This is a genomic window from Thiomicrorhabdus chilensis DSM 12352, assembly GCF_000483485.1.
GTDB classification, from domain to species: domain Bacteria; phylum Pseudomonadota; class Gammaproteobacteria; order Thiomicrospirales; family Thiomicrospiraceae; genus Thiomicrorhabdus; species Thiomicrorhabdus chilensis.
The window spans coordinates 733,567-754,122 of the sequence record NZ_KI519609.1 but is presented as its reverse complement, the minus strand read 5'-3'; the positions used below and the strand labels follow the sequence as shown (position 1 = coordinate 754,122).

The 20,556-nt window shown below is 48.2% G+C and carries 23 protein-coding genes; 3 read left to right on the top strand and 20 right to left on the bottom strand.

Annotated features, from left to right (window positions below; translation table 11 throughout):
* Positions 1-18: 18 nt before the first annotated feature.
* The 6 genes from xerD to ffh all read right to left on the bottom strand — a co-directional run bounded on the left by xerD (position 19) and on the right by ffh (position 4,557).
* Entirely contained in the window at positions 19-936 is a 918-nt protein-coding gene (gene xerD, locus B076_RS0103580) for a site-specific tyrosine recombinase XerD (protein ID WP_051347152.1), read from the bottom strand.
* A 113-nt stretch (positions 937-1,049) separates the two neighbouring features.
* Positions 1,050-1,394, bottom strand: a complete 345-nt coding sequence (rplS, locus tag B076_RS0103575; RefSeq protein ID WP_028486094.1) for a 50S ribosomal protein L19 — start codon at positions 1,392-1,394, stop codon at positions 1,050-1,052.
* 122 nt (positions 1,395-1,516) lie between these two features.
* The gene (gene trmD, locus B076_RS0103570; RefSeq protein WP_028486093.1) at positions 1,517-2,197 is read right to left on the bottom strand and encodes a tRNA (guanosine(37)-N1)-methyltransferase TrmD; all 681 of its coding nucleotides are present in this window, start codon (positions 2,195-2,197) and stop codon (positions 1,517-1,519) included.
* A complete protein-coding gene (gene rimM, locus B076_RS0103565; RefSeq protein ID WP_028486092.1) occupies positions 2,194-2,718 on the bottom strand; it encodes a ribosome maturation factor RimM in 525 nt (174 codons plus the stop codon). Before rimM ends, trmD begins: the two co-directional genes overlap by 4 nt.
* Before the next feature lie 27 nt (positions 2,719-2,745).
* The gene (gene rpsP, locus B076_RS0103560; protein WP_028486091.1) at positions 2,746-2,982 is read right to left on the bottom strand and encodes a 30S ribosomal protein S16; all 237 of its coding nucleotides are present in this window, start codon (positions 2,980-2,982) and stop codon (positions 2,746-2,748) included.
* 189 nt (positions 2,983-3,171) lie between these two features.
* Positions 3,172-4,557, bottom strand: a complete 1,386-nt coding sequence (gene ffh, locus B076_RS0103555) for a signal recognition particle protein (RefSeq protein ID WP_028486090.1) — start codon at positions 4,555-4,557, stop codon at positions 3,172-3,174.
* A 235-nt stretch (positions 4,558-4,792) separates the two neighbouring features.
* Here ffh and B076_RS0103550 point away from each other — a divergent pair, with 235 nt between their 5' ends.
* From B076_RS0103550 to B076_RS0103540, 3 genes are all read left to right on the top strand, one after another.
* On the top strand, positions 4,793-5,584 hold the full coding sequence (locus tag B076_RS0103550) for a cytochrome C assembly family protein (RefSeq protein WP_211230179.1): 792 nt from the start codon (positions 4,793-4,795) through the stop codon (positions 5,582-5,584).
* A 140-nt stretch (positions 5,585-5,724) separates the two neighbouring features.
* On the top strand, positions 5,725-6,996 hold the full coding sequence (locus B076_RS0103545) for an HlyC/CorC family transporter (RefSeq protein WP_028486088.1): 1,272 nt from the start codon (positions 5,725-5,727) through the stop codon (positions 6,994-6,996).
* Between the two features lie 11 nt (positions 6,997-7,007).
* Entirely contained in the window at positions 7,008-7,820 is an 813-nt protein-coding gene (locus tag B076_RS0103540; RefSeq protein WP_028486087.1) for an inositol monophosphatase family protein, read from the top strand.
* A gap of 81 nt (positions 7,821-7,901) precedes the next feature.
* Here the strand turns inward: B076_RS0103540 and B076_RS0103535 are convergent, their stop codons facing one another.
* From B076_RS0103535 to B076_RS0103470, 14 genes are all read right to left on the bottom strand, one after another.
* Entirely contained in the window at positions 7,902-9,134 is a 1,233-nt protein-coding gene (locus B076_RS0103535) for an OmpP1/FadL family transporter (RefSeq protein ID WP_028486086.1), read from the bottom strand.
* A 152-nt stretch (positions 9,135-9,286) separates the two neighbouring features.
* Positions 9,287-10,651, bottom strand: a complete 1,365-nt coding sequence (gene radA, locus B076_RS0103530) for a DNA repair protein RadA (protein WP_028486085.1) — start codon at positions 10,649-10,651, stop codon at positions 9,287-9,289.
* Between the two features lie 93 nt (positions 10,652-10,744).
* A complete protein-coding gene (locus tag B076_RS0103525; protein WP_028486084.1) occupies positions 10,745-11,401 on the bottom strand; it encodes a cytochrome c1 in 657 nt (218 codons plus the stop codon).
* Positions 11,401-12,648, bottom strand: coding sequence for a cytochrome b (locus B076_RS0103520; protein WP_051347151.1), 1,248 nt, complete (start codon positions 12,646-12,648; stop codon positions 11,401-11,403). The genes B076_RS0103525 and B076_RS0103520 overlap by 1 nt, the downstream gene beginning before the upstream one ends.
* Positions 12,648-13,265: a ubiquinol-cytochrome c reductase iron-sulfur subunit gene (gene petA / locus B076_RS0103515; RefSeq protein WP_028486082.1), complete on the bottom strand. Its 618-nt coding sequence runs from the start codon at positions 13,263-13,265 to the stop codon at positions 12,648-12,650. Before petA ends, B076_RS0103520 begins: the two co-directional genes overlap by 1 nt.
* Before the next feature lie 134 nt (positions 13,266-13,399).
* A complete protein-coding gene (locus tag B076_RS0103510) occupies positions 13,400-14,140 on the bottom strand; it encodes a Nif3-like dinuclear metal center hexameric protein (protein WP_028486081.1) in 741 nt (246 codons plus the stop codon).
* A gap of 105 nt (positions 14,141-14,245) precedes the next feature.
* Positions 14,246-15,547, bottom strand: a complete 1,302-nt coding sequence (hisD, locus tag B076_RS0103505) for a histidinol dehydrogenase (protein WP_028486080.1) — start codon at positions 15,545-15,547, stop codon at positions 14,246-14,248.
* Positions 15,540-16,181, bottom strand: a complete 642-nt coding sequence (gene hisG, locus B076_RS0103500; protein ID WP_028486079.1) for an ATP phosphoribosyltransferase — start codon at positions 16,179-16,181, stop codon at positions 15,540-15,542. Before hisG ends, hisD begins: the two co-directional genes overlap by 8 nt.
* A gap of 53 nt (positions 16,182-16,234) precedes the next feature.
* Positions 16,235-17,494, bottom strand: a complete 1,260-nt coding sequence (gene murA / locus B076_RS0103495; RefSeq protein ID WP_028486078.1) for a UDP-N-acetylglucosamine 1-carboxyvinyltransferase — start codon at positions 17,492-17,494, stop codon at positions 16,235-16,237.
* A 34-nt stretch (positions 17,495-17,528) separates the two neighbouring features.
* Positions 17,529-17,747: a BolA family protein gene (locus B076_RS0103490; protein WP_028486077.1), complete on the bottom strand. Its 219-nt coding sequence runs from the start codon at positions 17,745-17,747 to the stop codon at positions 17,529-17,531.
* A gap of 17 nt (positions 17,748-17,764) precedes the next feature.
* Positions 17,765-18,535: an ABC transporter permease gene (locus B076_RS0103485; protein ID WP_245566308.1), complete on the bottom strand. Its 771-nt coding sequence runs from the start codon at positions 18,533-18,535 to the stop codon at positions 17,765-17,767.
* Positions 18,532-19,449 carry an ABC transporter ATP-binding protein gene (locus B076_RS0103480; RefSeq protein ID WP_211230178.1) on the bottom strand — a complete coding sequence of 306 codons (918 nt, stop codon included), beginning with the start codon at positions 19,447-19,449 and terminating at the stop codon, positions 18,532-18,534. The genes B076_RS0103485 and B076_RS0103480 overlap by 4 nt, the downstream gene beginning before the upstream one ends.
* Positions 19,450-19,598: 149 nt before the next feature.
* On the bottom strand, positions 19,599-19,901 hold the full coding sequence (locus tag B076_RS0103475) for an STAS domain-containing protein (protein ID WP_038150384.1): 303 nt from the start codon (positions 19,899-19,901) through the stop codon (positions 19,599-19,601).
* Entirely contained in the window at positions 19,888-20,556 is a 669-nt protein-coding gene (locus tag B076_RS0103470) for an MlaC/ttg2D family ABC transporter substrate-binding protein (RefSeq protein WP_051347150.1), read from the bottom strand. The genes B076_RS0103475 and B076_RS0103470 overlap by 14 nt, the downstream gene beginning before the upstream one ends.

Here is a 20,556-nt window from a genome sequence, read left to right as displayed (position 1 = left end):
TATTACAACTCAACTGAACTAACCACGAGGATGATGCTGTTGATGGATGCGGTGCAGGCGTTCTTTGGCGACATGCGTATAGATCTGCGTGGTCGATAAATCGCTGTGCCCCAACAACAATTGAACCGTCCGCAAGTCAGCCCCATGATTGATCAAATGGGTTGCAAAGGCATGACGTAAACCGTGTGGTGAAAGCTTTCCTTGAATGCCCGCCTGAAATGCCAGATTATTGACTCTGTGCCATAAAGTCTGCCGGGTCATGGGACGACCCAGTCTAGAGACAAACAGAGTCGATACCCACTTTTGTCTCACCAGAAGCGGACGGGAACTCTGCAGATAACGTTCAACCCACTCGATTGCCACCTCACCAATCGGCACAATACGCTCCTTACTCCCCTTTCCTGTCACCTGCACCAGGCCCGCCGATAAATTCAACTGTTCAAACGGCAATTCAACCACCTCTGAAACCCTCAAACCCGAGGCGTACATCAACTCCAAAATGGCACGGTCGCGCAATCCTAAAGCCGTCGTTACATCCGGTGTATTTAAAAGAACTTCAACCTGCTGTTCACTGATCACGGTCGGAATCGACTTTGGTGTTTTGGGGGACTTCATCAAGGTGGTCGGATCTGAATCGAAGCGATTCTGAGTGACACCCCAGCGGTAAAAACGCTTTAAGGTCGACAGCAGACGTGCATTACTCTTTTGACTGCGACCTTGTTCATGAAGACCGAACATAAAATCTTCCAGTTCGTTTTTGCTAACCGTTTCGATTGCGGTGTTTTGAACTTTTGAAAACCACCAGGCCTGGTAGATTTGAAGGTCTTTTTGATAAGCGGAAAGGGTATTGGCACTCAGGCCTTCGGATATCCTCAGATAGTCCAAAAACTCTGTAACAAGGGGGGAGGCTTCTATTGAATAATCGGAGTGATGCATAAACTGAAGTATACCAAATACCAATGTAAAACGACTGGTTGTCGGAAACGTCAAACAGATACAAAAAACGCCCTAAAAAGGGCGTTTTCTGAATTTGGCATGATCGAGAAAAATTATACTTTTTCTTTGATACGAGCCGCTTTACCAGACAAGTCACGTAGGTAGTAAAGTTTGGCACGACGAACATCACCGCGACGCTTAACTTCAATACTGTCAACCAACGGGCTGTAAGTTTGGAAAGTACGCTCAACACCTACACCATGTGAAATCTTACGCACGATGAAGTTAGAGTTGATGCCGCGATTTTTCTTCGCGATAACCACACCTTCATAAGCCTGAAGACGTTCGTTTTTACCTTCGATTACTTTAACTTTAACAACCACTGTGTCACCCGGACCAAATGTAGGGATTTCCTTAGTCATTTGTTCCGCTTCAATACGCTTGATGATATCGCTCATCTTTAAGCTCTCCGATTTTTTGTCTGAACCCTTTTTGGATTCAAACCCGAAAATGCAACCTGAGTCCATTTTCTCTTGCATTCATCCAACATTCGCCAGGCTCGCTGGCCAGAGGTTGAACCCTAATTGTTTAATAAGTCAGGACGTCGCTTCTGCGTGCGCTCCAACTTTTGCGCCTGCCTCCAGGCATCGATTTTAGCGTGATTGCCTTCCAACAACACACTGGGAACCGCCATTTCATCGACAACTTCGGGTCGAGTATAATGCGGGCAATCCAGCAAGCCGTCCGAAAACGAATCCTGTTCAGCAGATTGATGATGACCTAGGGCTCCGGGAATCAAACGAATCACGGCGTCCATCAGCATCATTGCAGGCAACTCTCCGCCACTGACAACAAAATCGCCAATACTGATCTCTTCGTCCACCTCAGAAACCAGCAGGCGCTCGTCAACCCCTTCATAACGACCACATAACAACGTTATTTGGTCATATTGGGCCAATTCAGCCACTTTCGCCTGAGTCAAAGGCCTGCCTTGTGGTGACAAATACACCACGTGAGGCTTGGCCGGACTCTCTGCCTTAATGGCGCTGATCGTATCCTTAAGTGGCTGATACATCATCACCATGCCCGGTCCACCGCCATAAGGACGGTCATCCACCGTCTTATGTTTATCCGTTGTAAACTGACGAGGATTCCAGGTCTTTAAATCGTATAATTCAGATTGCAACGCTCGACGGCTCACCCCTGACTCCGTCAATGCGCTAAACATCTCCGGAAATAAGGTAATCACATCAAACCTCACTGTTCCGCTTCCACTTCCCAGTTGACAACAATCTGTTTAGTGTCCAGGTCTACCGAACGAATGAACTCGTCCATCACAAACGGAATCAAATCACCGTGCGGCCCTTCTACCCTAAGTACATCATGCGCTCCGGTTTCGACCAATCCGGTCACTTCACCCAGCACAATGCCCTCTTGAGTAGAAACCTGACACCCAATCAAATCTATCCAGTACAGCTCCTCAGCCGGATTCACCAGCTGGGAGCGTTCAATGGCGATCTCACATCCCATAAATTCACGGGCCAGATCGCGATCGTGGACATTTTCCAACAAGGCGACTAAGGTTTTACCACCCTGCTGTACCTTGCTGTCCAATACCTTAACTTGTTTCCACTCACCTTTGCAGCGTATCCACCACGGCGAGTAGTCGAGAATATTGGCGCGCGGATCGGTATGGGAAAAAATCTTCACCCAACCCTGAACACCAAAAATTCCGTTGATTTGGCCAACAACTATTTTCTCATCAGCAGAACTGTTAGACATAAATTATCGGCTCAATTCAGTGTGAGATTAAGCGCTTTTAACGATGCTTTTCACACGTGGGCTAAGCTGTGCACCTTGTGCAACCCAGTGATCAATGCGCGCCTGATCTAAACGGATTTTTTCTTCATTTCCACTTGCTACAGGGTTATAGAAACCAACTTGCTCGATGAAACGGCCAGTGGTTGAATTACGCTGATCAGCAACAACGATTTTATAAAAAGGACGCTTTTTTGAACCACCACGGGCTAAACGAACTACTACCATTTTGTTCTCCAATATTTAAATCAGGCGATGAAGAGGAGTCTCTCCAACAATTTCTTCTAGTTAAATTTCACCCACAATGAGCGAAAAGCGGAATTATACAGATAAAGAACTGCCGTTTCAAACAGTTATGTCATTTTATTTGTATTTACAATCGTCGCTCAACGCTTTAAGTGCCGATCTTAAAATACTTTAGCGCATACCGGGCGGCAAACCGCCCATTCCACCCATGCCTGGCGGCAACTTACCGGCCATACCGCGCATCATATTCTTCATACCGCCTTTGGAGACTTTCTTCATCATCTTCTGCATCTGGGTGAATTGTTTTAGCAATTTGTTCACATCCTGGACTGAAGTACCTGAACCCATCGCAATACGGCGCTTTCTTGAGCCTTTAATCACAGCGGGAAACGCACGTTCATGCTTGGTCATCGAATTGATAATGGCTTCAAGACGTCTGAACTCGCCTTCCGCCTTGTCATTATCTAACTGGCCTTTGAGCTGCCCCATGCCCGGCAGTTTGCCCATCAGACCGCCAACTCCGCCCATTTTTTGAATCTGCTGTAACTGTTCTAAAAAATCCTCCAAATCAAACTGTCCGGACTTCTGGATTTTCTTGGCAAACTTCTCGGCTTTCTTTTTATCAATCTTGGCTTCGGCCTCGTCAATCAGGCTGAGCACATCGCCCATTCCCAAAATACGACCCGCCATACGATCTGGATGGAAGGTTTCCAACGCATCGGTTTTTTCACCCGCCCCGATGAACTTGATCGGTTTACCGGTAATTTCGCGAATCGAAAGGGCGGCACCACCACGTGCATCCCCGTCGGTTTTGGTCAGAATCACACCCGTCAACGGCAAGGCATCATTAAACACCTTGGCCGTATTGGCGGCATCCTGCCCGGTCATTGAATCGACAACAAACAGGGTTTCACAAGGATTGATGTTACTGTGAAGGTGTTTGATCTCCTGCATCATCTCATCATCAATGTGCAATCGCCCTGCGGTATCGACAATCAATACGTCGGCAAACTGCTTGCGCGCTTCCTGATGCGCGTTCTTGGCGATCGTAACCGGATCCTGATCCGCCGTAGAAGGATAAAAGATGACATCCACCTGCTCAGCCAAGGTCTCCAACTGCTTAATCGCGGCCGGACGGTATACGTCGGCCGACACCACCATGACCTTTTTCTTTTCACGTTCCTTCAGCCATTTAGCCAGTTTGGCCACAGAAGTGGTTTTACCCGCCCCTTGCAAACCGGCCACCATAATCACGGCGGGCGGTTCCACATTGAAGTTCAGAGGCTCCACTTCCTGGCCCATGACTTCTGTCAATTGTTCACGAACAATCTTGATGAATGCCTGACCCGGATTCAAACTCGTCGAAACCTCCTGACCGACGGCGCGATCCTGAACCTTAGCAATGAAATCCTTCACCACCGGCAGCGCAACGTCCGCTTCCAACAGGGCTCTACGCACATCGCGCAAGGCATCCTTAATATTGCTTTCAGTCAAACGGCCTTGCCCTTTCAGGGATTTAAAGGTTTTCGTTAAACGTTCCGATAGATTGTCAAACATGACGGTCACTCTCCTAAATCGACTCCATGCCATTGCCATCCGGTCTTTTATAAAAATCCTTTAGGCAAAGTACGCATCAGTCTTCTATTCAAACTGTAATTCCGCTATTATAACTAAATATTCCGCCCAATAGTGGAGCCTCTGCTCCAGTGTTAGGCATAACCCCTGAATCGCATTGAACCTGAACGCATTCAGACTTCAAACTCATAAACTCATTGTTTAAGGTTGCAACTTCATGATTCTAAGTGGCTTCAGCGCATTGATCGCAAGTCTGCTCTACTTTTACGCCAGCTTTCTGTTGTGGCAAAAAGTGCAAAACCAAACTCAAGATTCTATTCGCCACAAGATACTGGGCATTGCCCTAGTTGCGGTTTTACTGCATGGCTTCGCTTTGAGCACAACCTTATTGGACGGCTATCAGATTCAATTCGGATTTGGAAACGGACTGTCTTTAATTGCGTTACTCGGAAGTTCGATTTTACTGATTACCAACATCAATAAACAGACGGAAACACTGGGCATTTTTATTTTTCCTCTGGCCGCCCTTACCACCGTTCTCCCTCTTGGTCTGAACGACATGCATCCTTTACCTTATGAGTTAGGAAGCCATGTATTGATCTCAATCTCCGCCTACAGCATCATGGGACTGGCCACCGCCCAAGCCATTTTATATAGCTTGCAGGAACGTCGCTTCCGAAAAAAACAGCTCTCGACACTGCTTAAAGCCCTGCCACCGCTCCAGACAATGGAAAAGATACTGATTCAACTGATCATTATCGGCTTTGTGTTTTTGAGCTTTGCTTTATTGAGTGGTGTGTTTTTCATTGAAAACCTCTTTGCGCAACACCTTATTCACAAGACCTTTTTCGCCATCTTGGCCTGGTTGGTTTATGCCACCTTTCTGGTCGGCCACTTCCAGCGTGGCTGGCGTGGACAGAAAGCCGCCAAATACACAATCTGGGCTTACGTTTTTCTGGTTTTAAGTTATATCGGCACCGAACTGATTTTATACGGAATTTACCAGTAAACCCAATATTCCATTTAAAAATAGTCAGTTAGCTCGAACTCAATGCAAATATGAAGGCAACAAAAAAAGAGATAAACTCTTTTTAATGGGATCATTAATCGTTATAATTCTTAGCCAATCCATAATGTAATTGAACCGCATTGAACTCCCTAGAACTTCCTATTCTGTTCGGCATCCTGATTTTGCTTATCGTACTGTCGGCTCTTTTCTCAAGCTCTGAAACTGGCATGATGGCGCTCAATAAATACCGCCTAAAACATCATGCAAAGTCCGGAAACAAAGCCGCGATTCGAGCTCAAAAACTGCTTAAATCGCCCGACCGCCTGCTTGGCGTGATTTTACTGGGTAACAATTTCGTCAATATCTTTGCCTCCTCCATTGCCACGATCATCGCAATGCGCCTTATGGGAGAAGCCGGTATCGCTTTGGCCGCCGGACTGTTAACACTTGTCATCTTAATTTTCGCAGAGGTTGCACCCAAAACATTAGCCGCACTCTACCCGGAAAAAATCGCCTATCCGGCGGCCTACTTTTTAACCCCCTTACTAAAGCTGTTGTCGCCGATTGTCTGGTTTGTAAACTTTTTTGCCAATGGCTTCTTGAAGCTTTTCCGAGTCAGACTGACTCAGGATCACGATCATCACGAACTGAGCCAGGAAGAATTACAGACCTTGATTGATGAAGCAACAGGCCAATTGCCCTCCGAATACCGCTCCATGCTGACCAGTATCCTGCAACTGGAAAGTGTCACGGTTGAGGACGTCATGATTCCCAAGCAGGAAGTCTACGGTGTCAACATCGATCAGCCGATTGAAGGGATTTTGAAAGCGCTTCAGAAATCCCCATATACACGCATTCCGATTTATCGTGGCAGCATTGATGATGACCTGATCGGCATTCTCAATCTCCGACGGGCTCTTCCTGCACTCATGCGCAGTGATGTGAGCCTAAAAGACCTTATCAAGCTCACCAAACCCGCTTATTTTGTTCCTGAGACCACCTCCTTGAACATTCAGCTGGGAAAATTCAATCACAACAAACGCCGCATGGCGCTCATCGTGGATGAATACGGAGACATACAGGGACTGCTGACCATGGAAGATTTGCTGGAAGAGATTGTCGGTAAACTCTCCACCGACAGTAAATCCAAAACTCCCGAAGCGATCGAGATCAACGAAGATGGTTCCTGGTCGTTTGAAGCCGGTGAGTTCGTGCGCGACCTCAATAAAGAATACAATTTCAACCTTCCGACTGATGGTCCAAAAACCTTAAACGGCTTGATTCAGGAAGAGCTTGAATCACTACCCAATATCGGCACCTGTATTCGTATCGACGACTATATTCTGGAGGTAGTTGAAACCTCGTCCAATGCCATTGAGAAAGTGAAATTAATCGATTTGTCACAAACTTAAGCGAGAAGACTATGCGCCACACCTTCAACCAGCCTCACGTCTGGAATCAACTCAAACAAGGCATCATCCAGCTGGCTAAGACCGAAGTGCTTGGCCGCTTTGAGAAGGTGAGCGCACAAACTAAAGATGATGGATCGCTGCTGACAGAAGCCGACACCCAGATGCAGATTAAAACCGCCGAGTTCTTGACCGAGAACTGGCCGGAATTCGCTTTTCTGGGGGAGGAATCCTCACTGGAAGAACAGCAGGCGGCCATGCAAAGTGAACAGGGTTGCTGGATCTTGGATCCGGTTGACGGCACCAGCAACTTTGCCTGCGGCATCCCTTTTTTCTCAGTCTCTTTGGCGCTAATGATTCAAGGCGAACTGGTCGTCGGATTGATCTACGATCCCAGTCGCAATGAAATGTTCGCTGCTCGAAAAGGCCTGGGCGCGGAGCTGAATGACCAGCCACTGGTTGCGGCCACCGCCAAACAAACCCTCAAACAGTGCAGCAGCATTGTCGACTTCAAGCGCCTTAAAACGCCGTTATCCACCAACCTGGCTCAAACCCCGCCCTACGCTTCGCAACGCAGCTTTGGCTCGGTTGCGCTTGACTGGTGCTGGATTGCCGCCGGGCGCGGGCAGGTTTATCTGCATGGCGCACAAAACATCTGGGACTATGCCGCGGGCTGGTTGATACTCGAAGAGGCTGGCGGCAAAAGCTGTACTTTGGATGGCGAATCGGTGGTTGTGCCCAAGGTTGTCAAACGTTCTGCTTTGGCCGCCACTACACCGGCACTCTTTGACGAATGGCGCGCCCACCTGCAACAGGCTTCACAGTAACACCCAATTAAAACGCATACCCTAAAAACAAACAGGCCTGCTATAAGCAGGCCTGTTTGTTTTCGATATTGGCGATCAAACTCAGTAATTCCAAACCATCTGCAGACTGACAATATCCACATGGGTCTCATATTCACCGACCACGTAGTTATCCAAACCACTCGGACTCAGTGTTTCATGTTTGTTGATCTTGGCCTTATCTGCAAACAAATGACTGTACCCGGCATCCAGGCTGATACTTGGCGTCACTTGATAATTAAAGCCAACGGACACCCATGTTTTATTGCTGTCAGGCGTTCGGGATGAACGGCTTTCAGCATTGGGCACAGGCGTTTCGTCAAAAGCGATCCCAGTTCTAAAGCGCCAGTCATCACTATAATCATAGATCATTCCTAACGCATAACGCATGGAGTCTTTAAAATTCTGATTGGTTTCAGAACGACTGCCATTGGCAAACTCAATCACCAACTCATCATAGGCACTCCATCCCGTCCAGGTTGCATCCGCCAACAACGAAATATGCTCATTTAAATCATGCGTCACTGCAAACATGGCCGTAGCAGGCAAGGTCACATCTGACTTCAAAGTTTGCCCGGGAGCCAAGCCATTGTAATCCACCTCACCTTTCGCATTTTGGGTGATTTCAGAACGATAAGACAGTCCCACCTTTGTCGAAAGAGAGACCTGGGTCAACAACCCGAGATTGTATCCATAGCCCCAGCTGTCGGCTTCAATTTCCGCTTCGCCGTCTGCCCCGCCGGTGAAAATCTTTTGACTCATGTTCAAGGTCACATACTGTGCATTCACGCCAAAACCAATGGAAGTGTGGCCGTTAAGCTTGCGTGCAATATTGGCATTTAAATTAACCGACTTCAAATCGGTTTCAATCGACTGATATCGCCCAGCCCAATCATCCGCATATTCCAGTTTTTGCCCATAAGGCACATTCAAACCAAACCCGAGTGCATAATCACCGTACTGGCCTTTCCAGTATAAGTTCGGAACCAATCCATTGGTCGCGGCATTGTCATCCCCACTCAATGGCATCACGCCTTCAATACGTGAATCACTATTGGTAAAATCATTTGAAGGCAAAAGCACGTGCATCCCGGCCACCGCCTGACTGCCTTCAATTTGTGTCAAGCCCGCCGGGTTAAACCACATCACACTGGCATCTTCAGCACTGGCTGCGGCACCGGCATAGGACAAACCTTGCCCACTGGCGCTTTGTTCAATTAAGGCAAAGCCTGAAGCCATTACCGCTGGAGAGGTCAATACAAGAATCAGTGCGGGGGTCAATTTAGAGACGGTCATTCATACTCCTATTACTTTAGATCATGGCAGTCAATAAAGAGATTTTATCACTCAAACCAATCGAGGTAATTGAATATAAAAACCCGCCAATAAATAAAATCAATCTCAACCCATAACTGTCAAGAGTGGGCAGGCCTGTTGAGCTTAAAAGCCTAAAGAATATCCAAGGCTTGCTGAAGACTCTTCACACCGATAATCTCCATGCCGGCCACGCCTCCTTTAGGCACATTAGCCAGAGGAACGATGGCTCGTTTAAATCCATGTTTTGCCGCTTCGATAATACGTTCCTGACCACTCGGAACCGGCCGGATTTCTCCCGCCAAGCCTATCTCTCCAAACACAATCAATTCCTGTGACAGAGGTTGATTGCGCATACTGGAAAGAATCGCGCACAGCAACGCCAGATCGGCACTGGTCTCACTGACCTTGACGCCACCGACCACGTTGACATAAACATCCTGATCCGCCGCCTGTATGCCGCCATGACGGTGCATCACCGCCAGCAACATGGCGATACGATTCTGATCCACGCCCACCGTCACTCTTCTCGGGGATCCATAAGGTGATTCATCCACCAAAGCTTGAATTTCTACCAACAGGGGTCGTGAACCTTCCCAGATGACCATCACTACCGAGCCGGGCGCGGGCTCCTCACCTCTCGAAAGGAAAATCGCCGAAGGGTTCTTGACTTGCTTCATGCCCTTTTCCGTCATCGCAAAGACACCCAGTTCATTCACAGCCCCAAAACGGTTTTTGATTGCGCGCAATGTTCTAAAGCGACTGTCTGACTGGCCTTCCAGAAACACCACCGTATCAACGATATGTTCCAACACTCTTGGGCCGGCCACCTCACCGGATTTGGTCACATGCCCTACCAGAAAAATCGCGATATTGTTCTGCTTGGCGTAGCGGGTCAAAAAGGCCGCGCTCTCTCTTACCTGTGACACGCCGCCTGCGGCACTGCCGACATCAGCCAGCTGCATGGTCTGAATCGAATCAATGACCATCACTTTAGGGCTTTCCTGCTGGGCGGCGTGGGCGATCGACTCCACATCGGTTTCAGTCAAAAGACGAAGCTGCTCATCGGGCAATTGCATGCGTTTGGCACGCATCGCCACCTGTTGCAAGGATTCTTCCCCGGTGACATACAGCACTTTCATCTGCTCACTCAAAGCACACATCACCTGTAGCAGGATGGATGACTTACCCACACCAGGATCGCCGCCAACCAACACCACGGAACCGGGAACGATCCCGCCTCCCAACACCCGATCCACCTCGGACATGCCGCAGGCTATGCGGGGCACTTCTGCCAAATTGACCTCATGAACCGCCTTAACCTGATTGTCTGCGGCTCCGGCATAACCCACCACGGGACTCGCCGATTTGCTTTTTGCCGCACTCAACTTAATTTCCTTGAGTGTATTCCAAGCTTTACAGGCCATACATTGACCCTGCCATTGACTGTGTTCGGCTCCGCAATCGGTGCACACGTAAGCATTTTTAATTTTAGCCATCTACCCATCCCAACTTCACAAACACTTGCCGCATTTTACTGCGACAAAAACAAAAAAGCCCGCTTCATGCGGGCTTTTAAAAGCAGACATTGATCAGTGCTTAATGTCTCTCCAATACTCTTTTTTCAGAATATAAGTTAACAACAGTAATACCAATAAGAATGCGATGACCTTCCAGCCTAGATCCATACGCTTCATTTTGGCCGGTTCACCGACATACTCCAAGAAATTGGAAATATCACGAGCGGCCTGAGCATAATCTTCAGAAGAGGCATGACGTTCGATGCCTTCGAGCACGTTAGGCATCGACGTTCCCTCTAAAGCATGGTTATTCCATTTCCCCTGTCCATCCTGGTAATAGCTTCGCAAAAAGGTGTAGATGTAATCGGTTCCTTTCAAACGCGCCATCAACGATAGATCAGGCGGCTCGGTACCCAATACATCCATACCGACACCTGGCAGCATACGGGTCTCGACATCATCGACCACGCTGTTCATACCATAAGCCATTTTCGCGACCACTTCCTCATCACTCCAGCCGATATCTCGGGCTATACGGTTATAACGCATATACTTTAAGGAGTGACAAGCCATGCAGTAGTTTGAGAACAGTACCGCTCCGCGCTGCAGGGAATTCTGATCACGCAGGTTGTTTTCAGCCGGCTCCAACTCAATTGCCGGCCCACCGGCAGACTGCGCCGCAAAAGGCATCGCCAACAATAAACTAAACATCCATACTAGTTTTTTCATTAGTGAACCCTCTCCGGTATTGGCTTGGTTTTTTCATTCACCGAGGTAAATGGCAAAATTAAAAAGAACGCAAAATAGAGCGCGGTAAACAACTGCGCCGCTTTCGTCAGTTCAGGGGTTGATGGCTGAGTACCCAAGTAACCCAAAGCGATGAAACTGACAACAAACATGGTCAACAACAGTTTGAATGAAGCACCGCGGTAGCGGATGGACTTCACTTTACAGCGATCCAACCATGGCATAGCAAACAGGACAGCAATCGCACCCCCCATGGCCACCACACCCAAGAACTTGTCAGGTACCGCTCTTAAGATCGCATAGAAAGGCGTGAAGTACCAAACCGGGGCAATGTGATCCGGAGTCTTAAGCGGGTTCGCAGGCTCAAAGTTTGGCGGCTCGATAAAGAAGCCTCCGCCTTCCGGCCAATAGAAAACCACAAAAGCGAACAAAATCATAAAGAAAACAGCCCCCATGGAATCCTTTACGGAATAATATGGGTGGAATGGAATACCGTCGATCGGCAATCCTGATTCGTTTTTATACTTTTTGATTTCGACCCCATCCGGATTGTTTGAGCCAACCTTATGCAGGGCCACAATGTGCATGAATACCAAAATGATCAAAATTAATGGCAAGGCAATTACATGCAAGGCGAAGAAACGGTTCAATGTGACATCGGAAATGACAAAGTCACCACGCACCCACAAAGCCAGGTCGGGACCAATCACTGGGATAGCACCAAACAGGGAAATGATAACCTGAGCACCCCAGTATGACATCTGTCCCCATGGCAATAGATAACCCATGAAGGCTTCCGCCATCAACACCAGGAACAGCAACATCCCCAGAAGCCAAACCAGCTCACGCGGCTCTTTATAAGAGCCATAGAGCAGGCCTCGCATCATGTGCAAATAAATCACAATAAAGAAGGCAGAGGCACCGGTTGAGTGCATATAACGAATCAACCAACCCCATTCGACATCACGCATGATGTACTCAATCGAATTAAACGCCTCGGCGGCACTTGGCTTATAACTCATTGTCAGCCAAATACCGGTAATGAACTGATTCACCAAAACCAATAAAGCCAAAGAGCCAAAAAAGTACCAGAAATTGAAGTTCTTGGGCGCGTAGTATTCACCTACATGCTCGTTCCAGGTGCTGACCAACGGATAACGACGATCCAGCCAACCCAGCAAAGACGACTGTTTTTCTGAAGCCTGAGTTTCGGAATGTTTATGCGACATTAGGCCACTCCTTCTTTTTTCGGATCTTCACCAATGCGAACCAAATTTGCATTCACGAAATGATGTGGGGGAATCTCTAGGTTGGTTGGAGCCGGAACCGATTGAAACACTCGGCCGGCCAGGTCGAATCTCGAACCATGACACGGACAGAAGAACCCGCCTTGCCAATCCGCACCCACATCCGGAGAGCCGATTGCTGGACGGTATAAAGGGGCGCACCCCAAGTGGGTACAAATTCCGACCACAACTAAATACTCTTCATTGATAGCTCGTGATGGATTCTGGCAATAATCAGGCTGTATCGACTCTTGTGAGGCGGGGTCCCTTAACTGAGAATCCGACGCTGAAAGCCGCTCCAGCATGTCAGGCGTGCGTCTGACAACCCATACCGGTTTACCGCGCCATGATACGGTGACCATTTGTCCCGGCTGAAGTTTGCTAAGGTCAATATCGACTGGTGCACCTGCCGCTTTTGCTTTTTCACTTGGCTGCCAAGAACTGACAAATGGCACTGCCAAGAAGGTCGCGCCCGCAGCACCCACAACGCCTGTTGCCCCGGTTAGGATTTTCCGGCGCTGTAAATCAACACCTTTACTCTTATGTTCTTTTGTCGACATATTTGTCTTCCTATTGTTCACAAGCAAATGCCCCCTATTTTACCCAAGGGAGCCTCAAACTCAAATCATTATCTGATTATATGTCAGTTAATAAAATTTTTCTATAGAGGAAAAGTGCCTAGTTAGAGACACTTTTACACCGGATTTGGAACATCCACAAAGTGGCATTGCAAACCGAACTTTTCGGCCAAATGTTCGCCCAGCGCCTGTATTCCAAGCCTTTCCGTGGCATGGTGGCCCGCTGCAAAATAATGGATGCCCCCCTCTTTAGCGATATGCGTGGTCTGCTCCGAAACCTCTCCACTGATATATAGATCAGCCTCCCACTTTAGAGCAATATCAATGTAATTCTGAGCGCCGCCACTGCACCAGGCAACAGTATTGATCTTATCGGGACCACCTGGTAAATGCAGAACCTCACGTCCTAATGACTCGGAAACTTGATTGCGAAAGTCCGTTATCGAGCTGGGTTCTGGCAGACTTCCCAATCTAACCAGACCCGCTTGCGGAGTGATATCCTGCAGACCCCACAACTTGGCGAGCATGGCATTATTGCCCAGGAGCGGATGGGCATCCAAAGGCAAATGATAACCAAATAAATTAATGTCATGCGTCAATAACGACTTGATACGCTTTTGCTTGAAACCGATAATTTCAACCGGCTCACTTTTCCAGAAGTACCCATGATGAACCAGCACGGCATCGGCTTTCAGCTCAATCGCCTTATCAATCAAGGCCTGGCAAGCCGTCACGCCAGTAACGATAGTACGAATCTCTGTCCGACCTTCAACCTGCAATCCATTCGGAGCATAGTCCTGAAAATCGGCGACCTTTAAAAAGCCGTGTAAGTAATCCGATAATTCACTTCGCAACATAAACTTTACCTTTATCGTATTGGATGAAGAGCCATTAAAACGTCAATGCGAAAAAAAACCACCAGGCCTGGTGGTTTTTAACGCTTAATGTTCAAAAAACATTACTTAGCCTTTTACACGGTAACGTGCAGAAGCAGCATGTGCCTGCAACCCTTCACCATCGGCCAAAACGCCAGCAACCTTACCTAACACATTTGCGCCCTCTTCCGAACACATAATCAAACTGGAACGTTTCTGGAAATCATAGACCCCCAATGGTGAAGAAAAACGTGCTGTACGTGATGTAGGAAGGACATGGTTTGGTCCCGCGCAATAATCACCCAACGCCTCGGCCGTATAACGCCCCATAAAGATTGCGCCCGCATGGCGAATCTTTGGCAACAGCGCTTTGGGGTCTTCAACCGACAATTCCAAGTGCTCAGGTGCGATGATATTGATCATTTCCAATGCCTGAGATTCGTCATTGACCACAATAATCGCGCCACGATCATCCAACGCCTTGCGGATGATTTCTTGACGTGGCATGGTCGGCAATAAACGGTTCATGCTCTCGTAGACTTTTTCCGCAAACTCGGCATCCTGAGTCACCAGAATGGACTGAGCATCTTCATCATGCTCGGCTTGTGAAAACAGGTCAACGGCGATCCAATCCGGATTGGTCTTGCCGTCACAATAAACCAGAATCTCGGACGGTCCGGCGATCATATCGATGCCCACGGTACCAAACACCATGCGTTTGGCGGTCGCGACAAAAATATTACCCGGCCCAACGATCTTATCTACCGCCGGAACGGTTTGCGTACCATAAGCCAGAGCCGCCACAGCTTGCGCGCCTCCCAATGTAAAGACGCGATCCACATCACAAATCGCGGCGGCGGCCAATACCATGTCGTTGACCTCACCGTCCGGAGTCGGCACCACCATGATCAAAGTTTCCACACCTGCCACCTTGGCTGGAATGGCGTTCATGATCACGGATGAAGGATAGGCCGCTTTACCGCCGGGAACATATAGGCCCACACTGTCCAAAGGAGTGACTTGCTGGCCCAGCATGGTGCCATCGGCTTCCGTATAATTCCAAGACTCGGTCACCTGTTTCTGGTGATACGCCTTGACTCGCTCCGCCGACAACTCCAGTGCCTCACGTTGCTCAGCGGGAATGGTCTGAAGTGCTTTTTGGATTCTTTCCATTGGAATTTCAAGTTCGGCACCACTCTTAAGCGCCAAGCGGTCGAAACGCTCTGTGTATTCCAACAGTGCCGCATCACCTTGGGTGCGTACATTATTCACCACTTCCTTGACAATATCGTTAACCGAATCATTGGACACAGTCTCCCATGCCAAAAGTGTATCTAACTCTTCTCTGAAGCCTGCTGCGTTAGCAGATAAACGACGAATATTAAGCATTTTGACTCTCTATCACTGTTTGGAATTGTTTTACTATTTCATTAATCTGTTCAAACTTGGTTTTATACGCATGCTGATTGACAATCATTCGAGAGCTGATGTCCGCAATATGCTCCATCGGCACCAACCCGTTTGCACGCAATGTATTTCCGGTATCCACCAAATCAACAATACGATCCGCCAAGTCGATCAAAGGGGCAATCTCCATGGAACCGTACAGTTTGATTAAATCCACCTGCTCGCCCTTCTGGGCATAATACGCCTGGGCGGACTTCAGGTATTTAGTTGCAATCTTAAGTCGGTGACCGTGCGGTTTTTCAACTTCGGGACCGGCCACCATCAATTTACATTTGGCAATCTGAAGATCCAACAGTTCATACAAGTTATCGGCGGGAGCCTCCATCAATACATCTTTACCAGCCACCCCGATATCCGCCGCGCCATGGGCCACATAGGTTGGCGCATCGGTGGCGCGAACAATCAACAACCTGACATGATCATGATTGGTCGGGATGATTAACTTACGGCTTTTGCTTGGATCTTCCAAAGGACGGATCCCCGCTGCCTCCAGCAATGGAACGGTATCTTGGTAAATTCGGCCTTTAGAAAGCGCGATGGTTAATGGTTGCTTCATAACGTATTCAGTCACTTTAAATTAAAATTCGGGTATTAAATATGGGTAAGGCTTCAGTTGGTCAAACGATAGATATGCGCGCCCAACTTGTGAAATTTTTCTTCAATCAATTCGTAACCGCGATCAATATGATAAACACGATTGACGACTGTCTCCCCTTCCGCCACCAGGCCTGCCAAAATAAGGCTTGCCGATGCTCTCAGGTCGGTTGCCATGACCGGTGCACCATGCAACTGCTTGACCCCTTTGATGTAAGCGGTGTTGCCATCCACACGGATATCGGCTCCCATACGGATCAACTCGGAGACATGCATGAAACGGTTCTCAAAAATCGTTTCCTGTATAGTGGATTCCCCGTCCGCCAAGGCATTCATTAATAAAAACTGCGCCTGCATATCAGTTGGAAATAACGGATAAGGATCGGTCACGATATTCACCGGCTTGAGCTCACGATTGCGCATATCCAGTGTAATCGTATCTTCCGTGCTTTCAATCAACGCCCCGGCTTCCTCGAATTTTTCCAATACTGCGGTCAAATGCTTGGGGTTGGCCTTGGTCACGGTTACCCGGCTATGGGTGATCGCCGCAGCCGCCAGATAGGTACCCGCCTCAATTCTGTCCGGAATCACTTCATAAGGCACGCCTTTGAGCGAGTCAACACCCTCGACCACTAGCACATCCGTGCCGATTCCGGAGATTTTGGCACCCATCGCGTTTAAAAACTCGGCCAAGTCAACCACTTCGGGTTCACGTGCTGCATTTCTCAGGTAGGTCGTCCCTTCCGCGAGCACGGCGGCCATCAATAAGTTTTCAGTCCCGGTTACGGTCACGGGATTCATGGTAATGTCGGCACCCTGGAGGCGTTTCGCCTTGGCAAGGATATAGCCTTGTTCAACCTGAATGTCAGCTCCCATTTTCTGCATGCCTTCGATATGAATATTCACCGGACGCGACCCGATGGCACAGCCACCCGGGAGGGACACCTTGGCTTCACCAAAACGCGCCAGCAAAGGCCCCAACACCAGAATCGAAGCGCGCATGGTTTTAACCAAATCGTACTCAGCTTCTTTGACCGTAATATTGGCGGCATTGATCTCAATATTCAAATGCTCATCGAACATCACTTCCACCCCCATTGAGGCAAGAAGCTGGATGGTCGTGGTGACATCCTTGAGATGCGGCACATTCGACAACGAAACCGGTGTCTCCGCCAACAAGCATCCCATCAATATTGGCAAGGCAGCGTTCTTAGAGCCTGACACTTCAACCGAGCCATGCAGCTGGCCGCGATTCGTTATAACTAATTTATCCATATCTATTAACTTAAAAACTCAATTTAATGTGAACTTATTGAACCTTAGTCTTGATCGACAAGGCATGCAATTCACCTGTCTCAAACTGAGTTTTAAACACATCATTCACCATTCGATGTCTCTGAATCGGGGATTTGCCTTCAAATTCAGCACTGGTCACCGTCACTGCAAAATTACAGTCTGCGCCTGACATCTCTACTTGGCTACCGGGAATAGCCTCTTGTATCATCTCTCTAATCTTGTCTGGGGACATTACTTTCTTCCAAAAATTTATTTGCGTATTTTAACGCCTTTGTTCAATAAAATCAGATTTATCGCCGAGATTAACACCAAGAAAGCAACCGTGACCGATAAACTCAAATTCACCGATACGTCGGATTGCTCAAAAAATCCATAACGGAACCCATCCACCATATAGAAGAATGGATTGAAGTGCGACACATCCTGCCAGACCTCAGGCAAAGCGTGAATCGAATAAAACACACCGCTTAAAAAGGTCAGCGGCATGATAATGAAATTCTGGAACGCCGCTAGATGGTCATACTTGTCCGACAAGATGCCTGCCAACATGCCCAGCCCCCCCATCATGGCGGCACTGAGAACCGCAAACAGCAAAATCCAGGCAGGCGCGTTAAAGGTCAAACCGAATCCAAACACCCCTATCACCAAAATACCCAAACCAACGGCCAAACCACGAATGACGGATGCGCCGACAAAAGCCAGATAAAACTCAAAAGGTGAAATGGGGCTTAACAATGCAAACGTCAAATTGCCGTGCATTTTCGATTGAATCAAACTCGAAGAAGTATTTGAAAAGGCGTTCTGCAAAATAGCCATCATCACCAAGCCGGGAATCAGGAACTGACTGTAACTCAAGCCGCTAAACACTTCTATCTGGGTATCGATCACCTGACCGAACACCAATAGATAGAGTAAAGTCGAGACCACCGGCGCAAAAACCGTCTGAACCGCGACCGAATAAAAACGCCTAACTTCCTTGACGAACAGTGCCCAACATCCTGAAAAATTAAACTCCATCATGACTGCGCCGCCCCTGTTAAATTCATAAACACCTCTTCCAATGACGCATCGCGGCTGCGAATATCTTTCACATCCAATCCGCTCTGATGCAGCATACCCAACATATCCGACATGCTCTGCTGTTTTTCCAGTTTGAACAAATATCCGCTCGCGTCGGATTCGACCAGCTTGGATTTCAACGCCTCACTCAAAGGCTGAGTTTCATCTTCCACGGAAACACGCACATAACGAAACGGGTGACATGCTAAAAGCTCACTGGTGGTATCCAGCGCTTTGACTTCTCCATGTTGCATAATGGCGACTTTTTCACACAACGCCTCGGCTTCTTCAAGGTAATGCGTGGTCAAAATAATGGTATGTCCCTTTTGATGCAACTCCTTGGTAAATTCCCACAAGGTGTGCCTAAGGTCGACATCCACCCCAGCTGTCGGTTCATCCAAGACCAAAACCCGCGGTTTATGCACCAGAGCCATGGCGATCAGCACGCGCCTTTTCATTCCTCCGGACAACTCATTGGTAATCGAATTGGCTTTATCGCTCAAAGCCAGGCGCTCCAGCAACTCATTGATCCATTTACTCTGTTCAGGCCCTCTGATTCCAAAGTAACCGGACTGGAGCTCAAGCAATTGCCTAATGGTAAAAAAAGGATCCGCTATTAACTCTTGCGGCACCAAACCCAAAGCCCGTCTCGTCTTACGGTAGTCATGAACGACATCCTCTCCATGCACTTTAATGTGGCCGGATGTCGGCACCAACAGGCCGGACATGGCATTAATCAAGGTCGACTTGCCGGCACCATTCGGCCCTAAAAGCCCAAAAAAGGAACCTTCTTCGACATCAAAACTGATGCCTTTCAGAGCCTCGAACGACCCGTAATGTTTGGTGACTTGCTGAAAGCTTACCGCTGATGACATAGTGATTTCATACCCTTAGAGACGACTCGATTCCAACTGGATTTCGGCCGTAATTCGTGATGATTATTGTAAATTTTCCGGAAAAGGATAAAGGACCAGACCCACCAAAAGCTCGATAAGGTGAATAAAACAGAGCTTTGAGAATTAGGCTATGACTGGAGCACGGTTTCCAAATCATAAAGCTGAATCAAGGTATTCAATTCAGCGGGTAGCGACTCGACTTTCAAAGAATTTTCCGTCTGCGTCTGCCACGACAACAGCATGGCAAGAGCGACACTATCCGCCTGAGTCACTTCTGAAAAGTCAATGCCCATAGGCTGGCGCTGATCGCGCTGCACCTGCTGCAAAATTGCCGGAACGGTTTCCACATTGACCACCGCCGGCAACACCAGCACGCCACCCTCTTTCCATTTCAAAGGCACCTTGGCGATGGGCTTTTTAAACAGAGCCATTAGGCACTCCATTGAATTCTTTGTTTTTCTCTTTCATGGCTGCAATCACCGCGTCTACGCCCGATCTGGAGAATTCAGAATCGTAGGTTTTTCGATAATTCAACAACATGCTCACCCCTTCCACTGTGACATCATAAACCATCCATTTTTGGTTTTTCTTGTCGAGATAGGCACGGTAAATGACATCAGTTTTATTGCCATCGGCCTGCACCACTTCCGATGAAACCGTCACTCGACCAGGCTTCTCTTCAATTTTCGGCCGGACCGACACGCTGGTAATCTTAAGTTTCAACAGGCTTTGCGAATAGGAACGCAACAAGGTGGTGGTAAACTCATCTACAAAGGCTTCCTGCTGTTCTTGGGTGGTGGTTCTCCAGTAGCGCCCCATCACATATCGTGCCATTTTCGGAGTATCCACATAAGGCAATACATAGGTTTTTGCAAATGCCTTAATCTTAGCGGGATTGCCCTCCAACTCGGCCCTCTGATCATTCAACGCCTCGATAATGGTTTCAGACAGATGTGAAATCATTTTCTCGGGATCATCTTGGGGGATGGAATTGTTCGCCTGAATGGATGCCACCATGGCCATCAAGACAACACTGAAAAAGGCCTGAACAAACAGAGCCGGAACGTTCGCTCTACTCTTACACAT

Bases quoted from the DNA above. Each gene is read 5' to 3' on its own strand.
- xerD (WP_051347152.1), bottom strand. From the start codon at position 936: ATGCATCACTCCGATTATTCAATAGAAGCCTCCCCCCTTGTTACAGAG.
- rplS (WP_028486094.1), bottom strand. From the start codon at position 1,394: ATGAGCGATATCATCAAGCGTATTGAAGCGGAACAAATGACTAAGGAA.
- rimM (WP_028486092.1), bottom strand. From the start codon at position 2,718: ATGTCTAACAGTTCTGCTGATGAGAAAATAGTTGTTGGCCAAATCAAC.
- rpsP (WP_028486091.1), bottom strand. From the start codon at position 2,982: ATGGTAGTAGTTCGTTTAGCCCGTGGTGGTTCAAAAAAGCGTCCTTTT.
- ffh (WP_028486090.1), bottom strand. From the start codon at position 4,557: ATGTTTGACAATCTATCGGAACGTTTAACGAAAACCTTTAAATCCCTG.
- B076_RS0103550 (WP_211230179.1), top strand. From the start codon at position 4,793: ATGATTCTAAGTGGCTTCAGCGCATTGATCGCAAGTCTGCTCTACTTT.
- B076_RS0103540 (WP_028486087.1), top strand. From the start codon at position 7,008: ATGCGCCACACCTTCAACCAGCCTCACGTCTGGAATCAACTCAAACAA.
- B076_RS0103535 (WP_028486086.1), bottom strand. From the start codon at position 9,134: ATGACCGTCTCTAAATTGACCCCCGCACTGATTCTTGTATTGACCTCT.
- radA (WP_028486085.1), bottom strand. From the start codon at position 10,651: ATGGCTAAAATTAAAAATGCTTACGTGTGCACCGATTGCGGAGCCGAA.
- B076_RS0103525 (WP_028486084.1), bottom strand. From the start codon at position 11,401: ATGAAAAAACTAGTATGGATGTTTAGTTTATTGTTGGCGATGCCTTTT.
- B076_RS0103520 (WP_051347151.1), bottom strand. From the start codon at position 12,648: ATGTCGCATAAACATTCCGAAACTCAGGCTTCAGAAAAACAGTCGTCT.
- petA (WP_028486082.1), bottom strand. From the start codon at position 13,265: ATGTCGACAAAAGAACATAAGAGTAAAGGTGTTGATTTACAGCGCCGG.
- B076_RS0103510 (WP_028486081.1), bottom strand. From the start codon at position 14,140: ATGTTGCGAAGTGAATTATCGGATTACTTACACGGCTTTTTAAAGGTC.
- hisD (WP_028486080.1), bottom strand. From the start codon at position 15,547: ATGCTTAATATTCGTCGTTTATCTGCTAACGCAGCAGGCTTCAGAGAA.
- hisG (WP_028486079.1), bottom strand. From the start codon at position 16,181: ATGAAGCAACCATTAACCATCGCGCTTTCTAAAGGCCGAATTTACCAA.
- murA (WP_028486078.1), bottom strand. From the start codon at position 17,494: ATGGATAAATTAGTTATAACGAATCGCGGCCAGCTGCATGGCTCGGTT.
- B076_RS0103490 (WP_028486077.1), bottom strand. From the start codon at position 17,747: ATGTCCCCAGACAAGATTAGAGAGATGATACAAGAGGCTATTCCCGGT.
- B076_RS0103485 (WP_245566308.1), bottom strand. From the start codon at position 18,535: ATGATGGAGTTTAATTTTTCAGGATGTTGGGCACTGTTCGTCAAGGAA.
- B076_RS0103480 (WP_211230178.1), bottom strand. From the start codon at position 19,449: ATGTCATCAGCGGTAAGCTTTCAGCAAGTCACCAAACATTACGGGTCG.
- B076_RS0103475 (WP_038150384.1), bottom strand. From the start codon at position 19,901: ATGGCTCTGTTTAAAAAGCCCATCGCCAAGGTGCCTTTGAAATGGAAA.
- B076_RS0103470 (WP_051347150.1), bottom strand. From the start codon at position 20,556: ATGTGTAAGAGTAGAGCGAACGTTCCGGCTCTGTTTGTTCAGGCCTTT.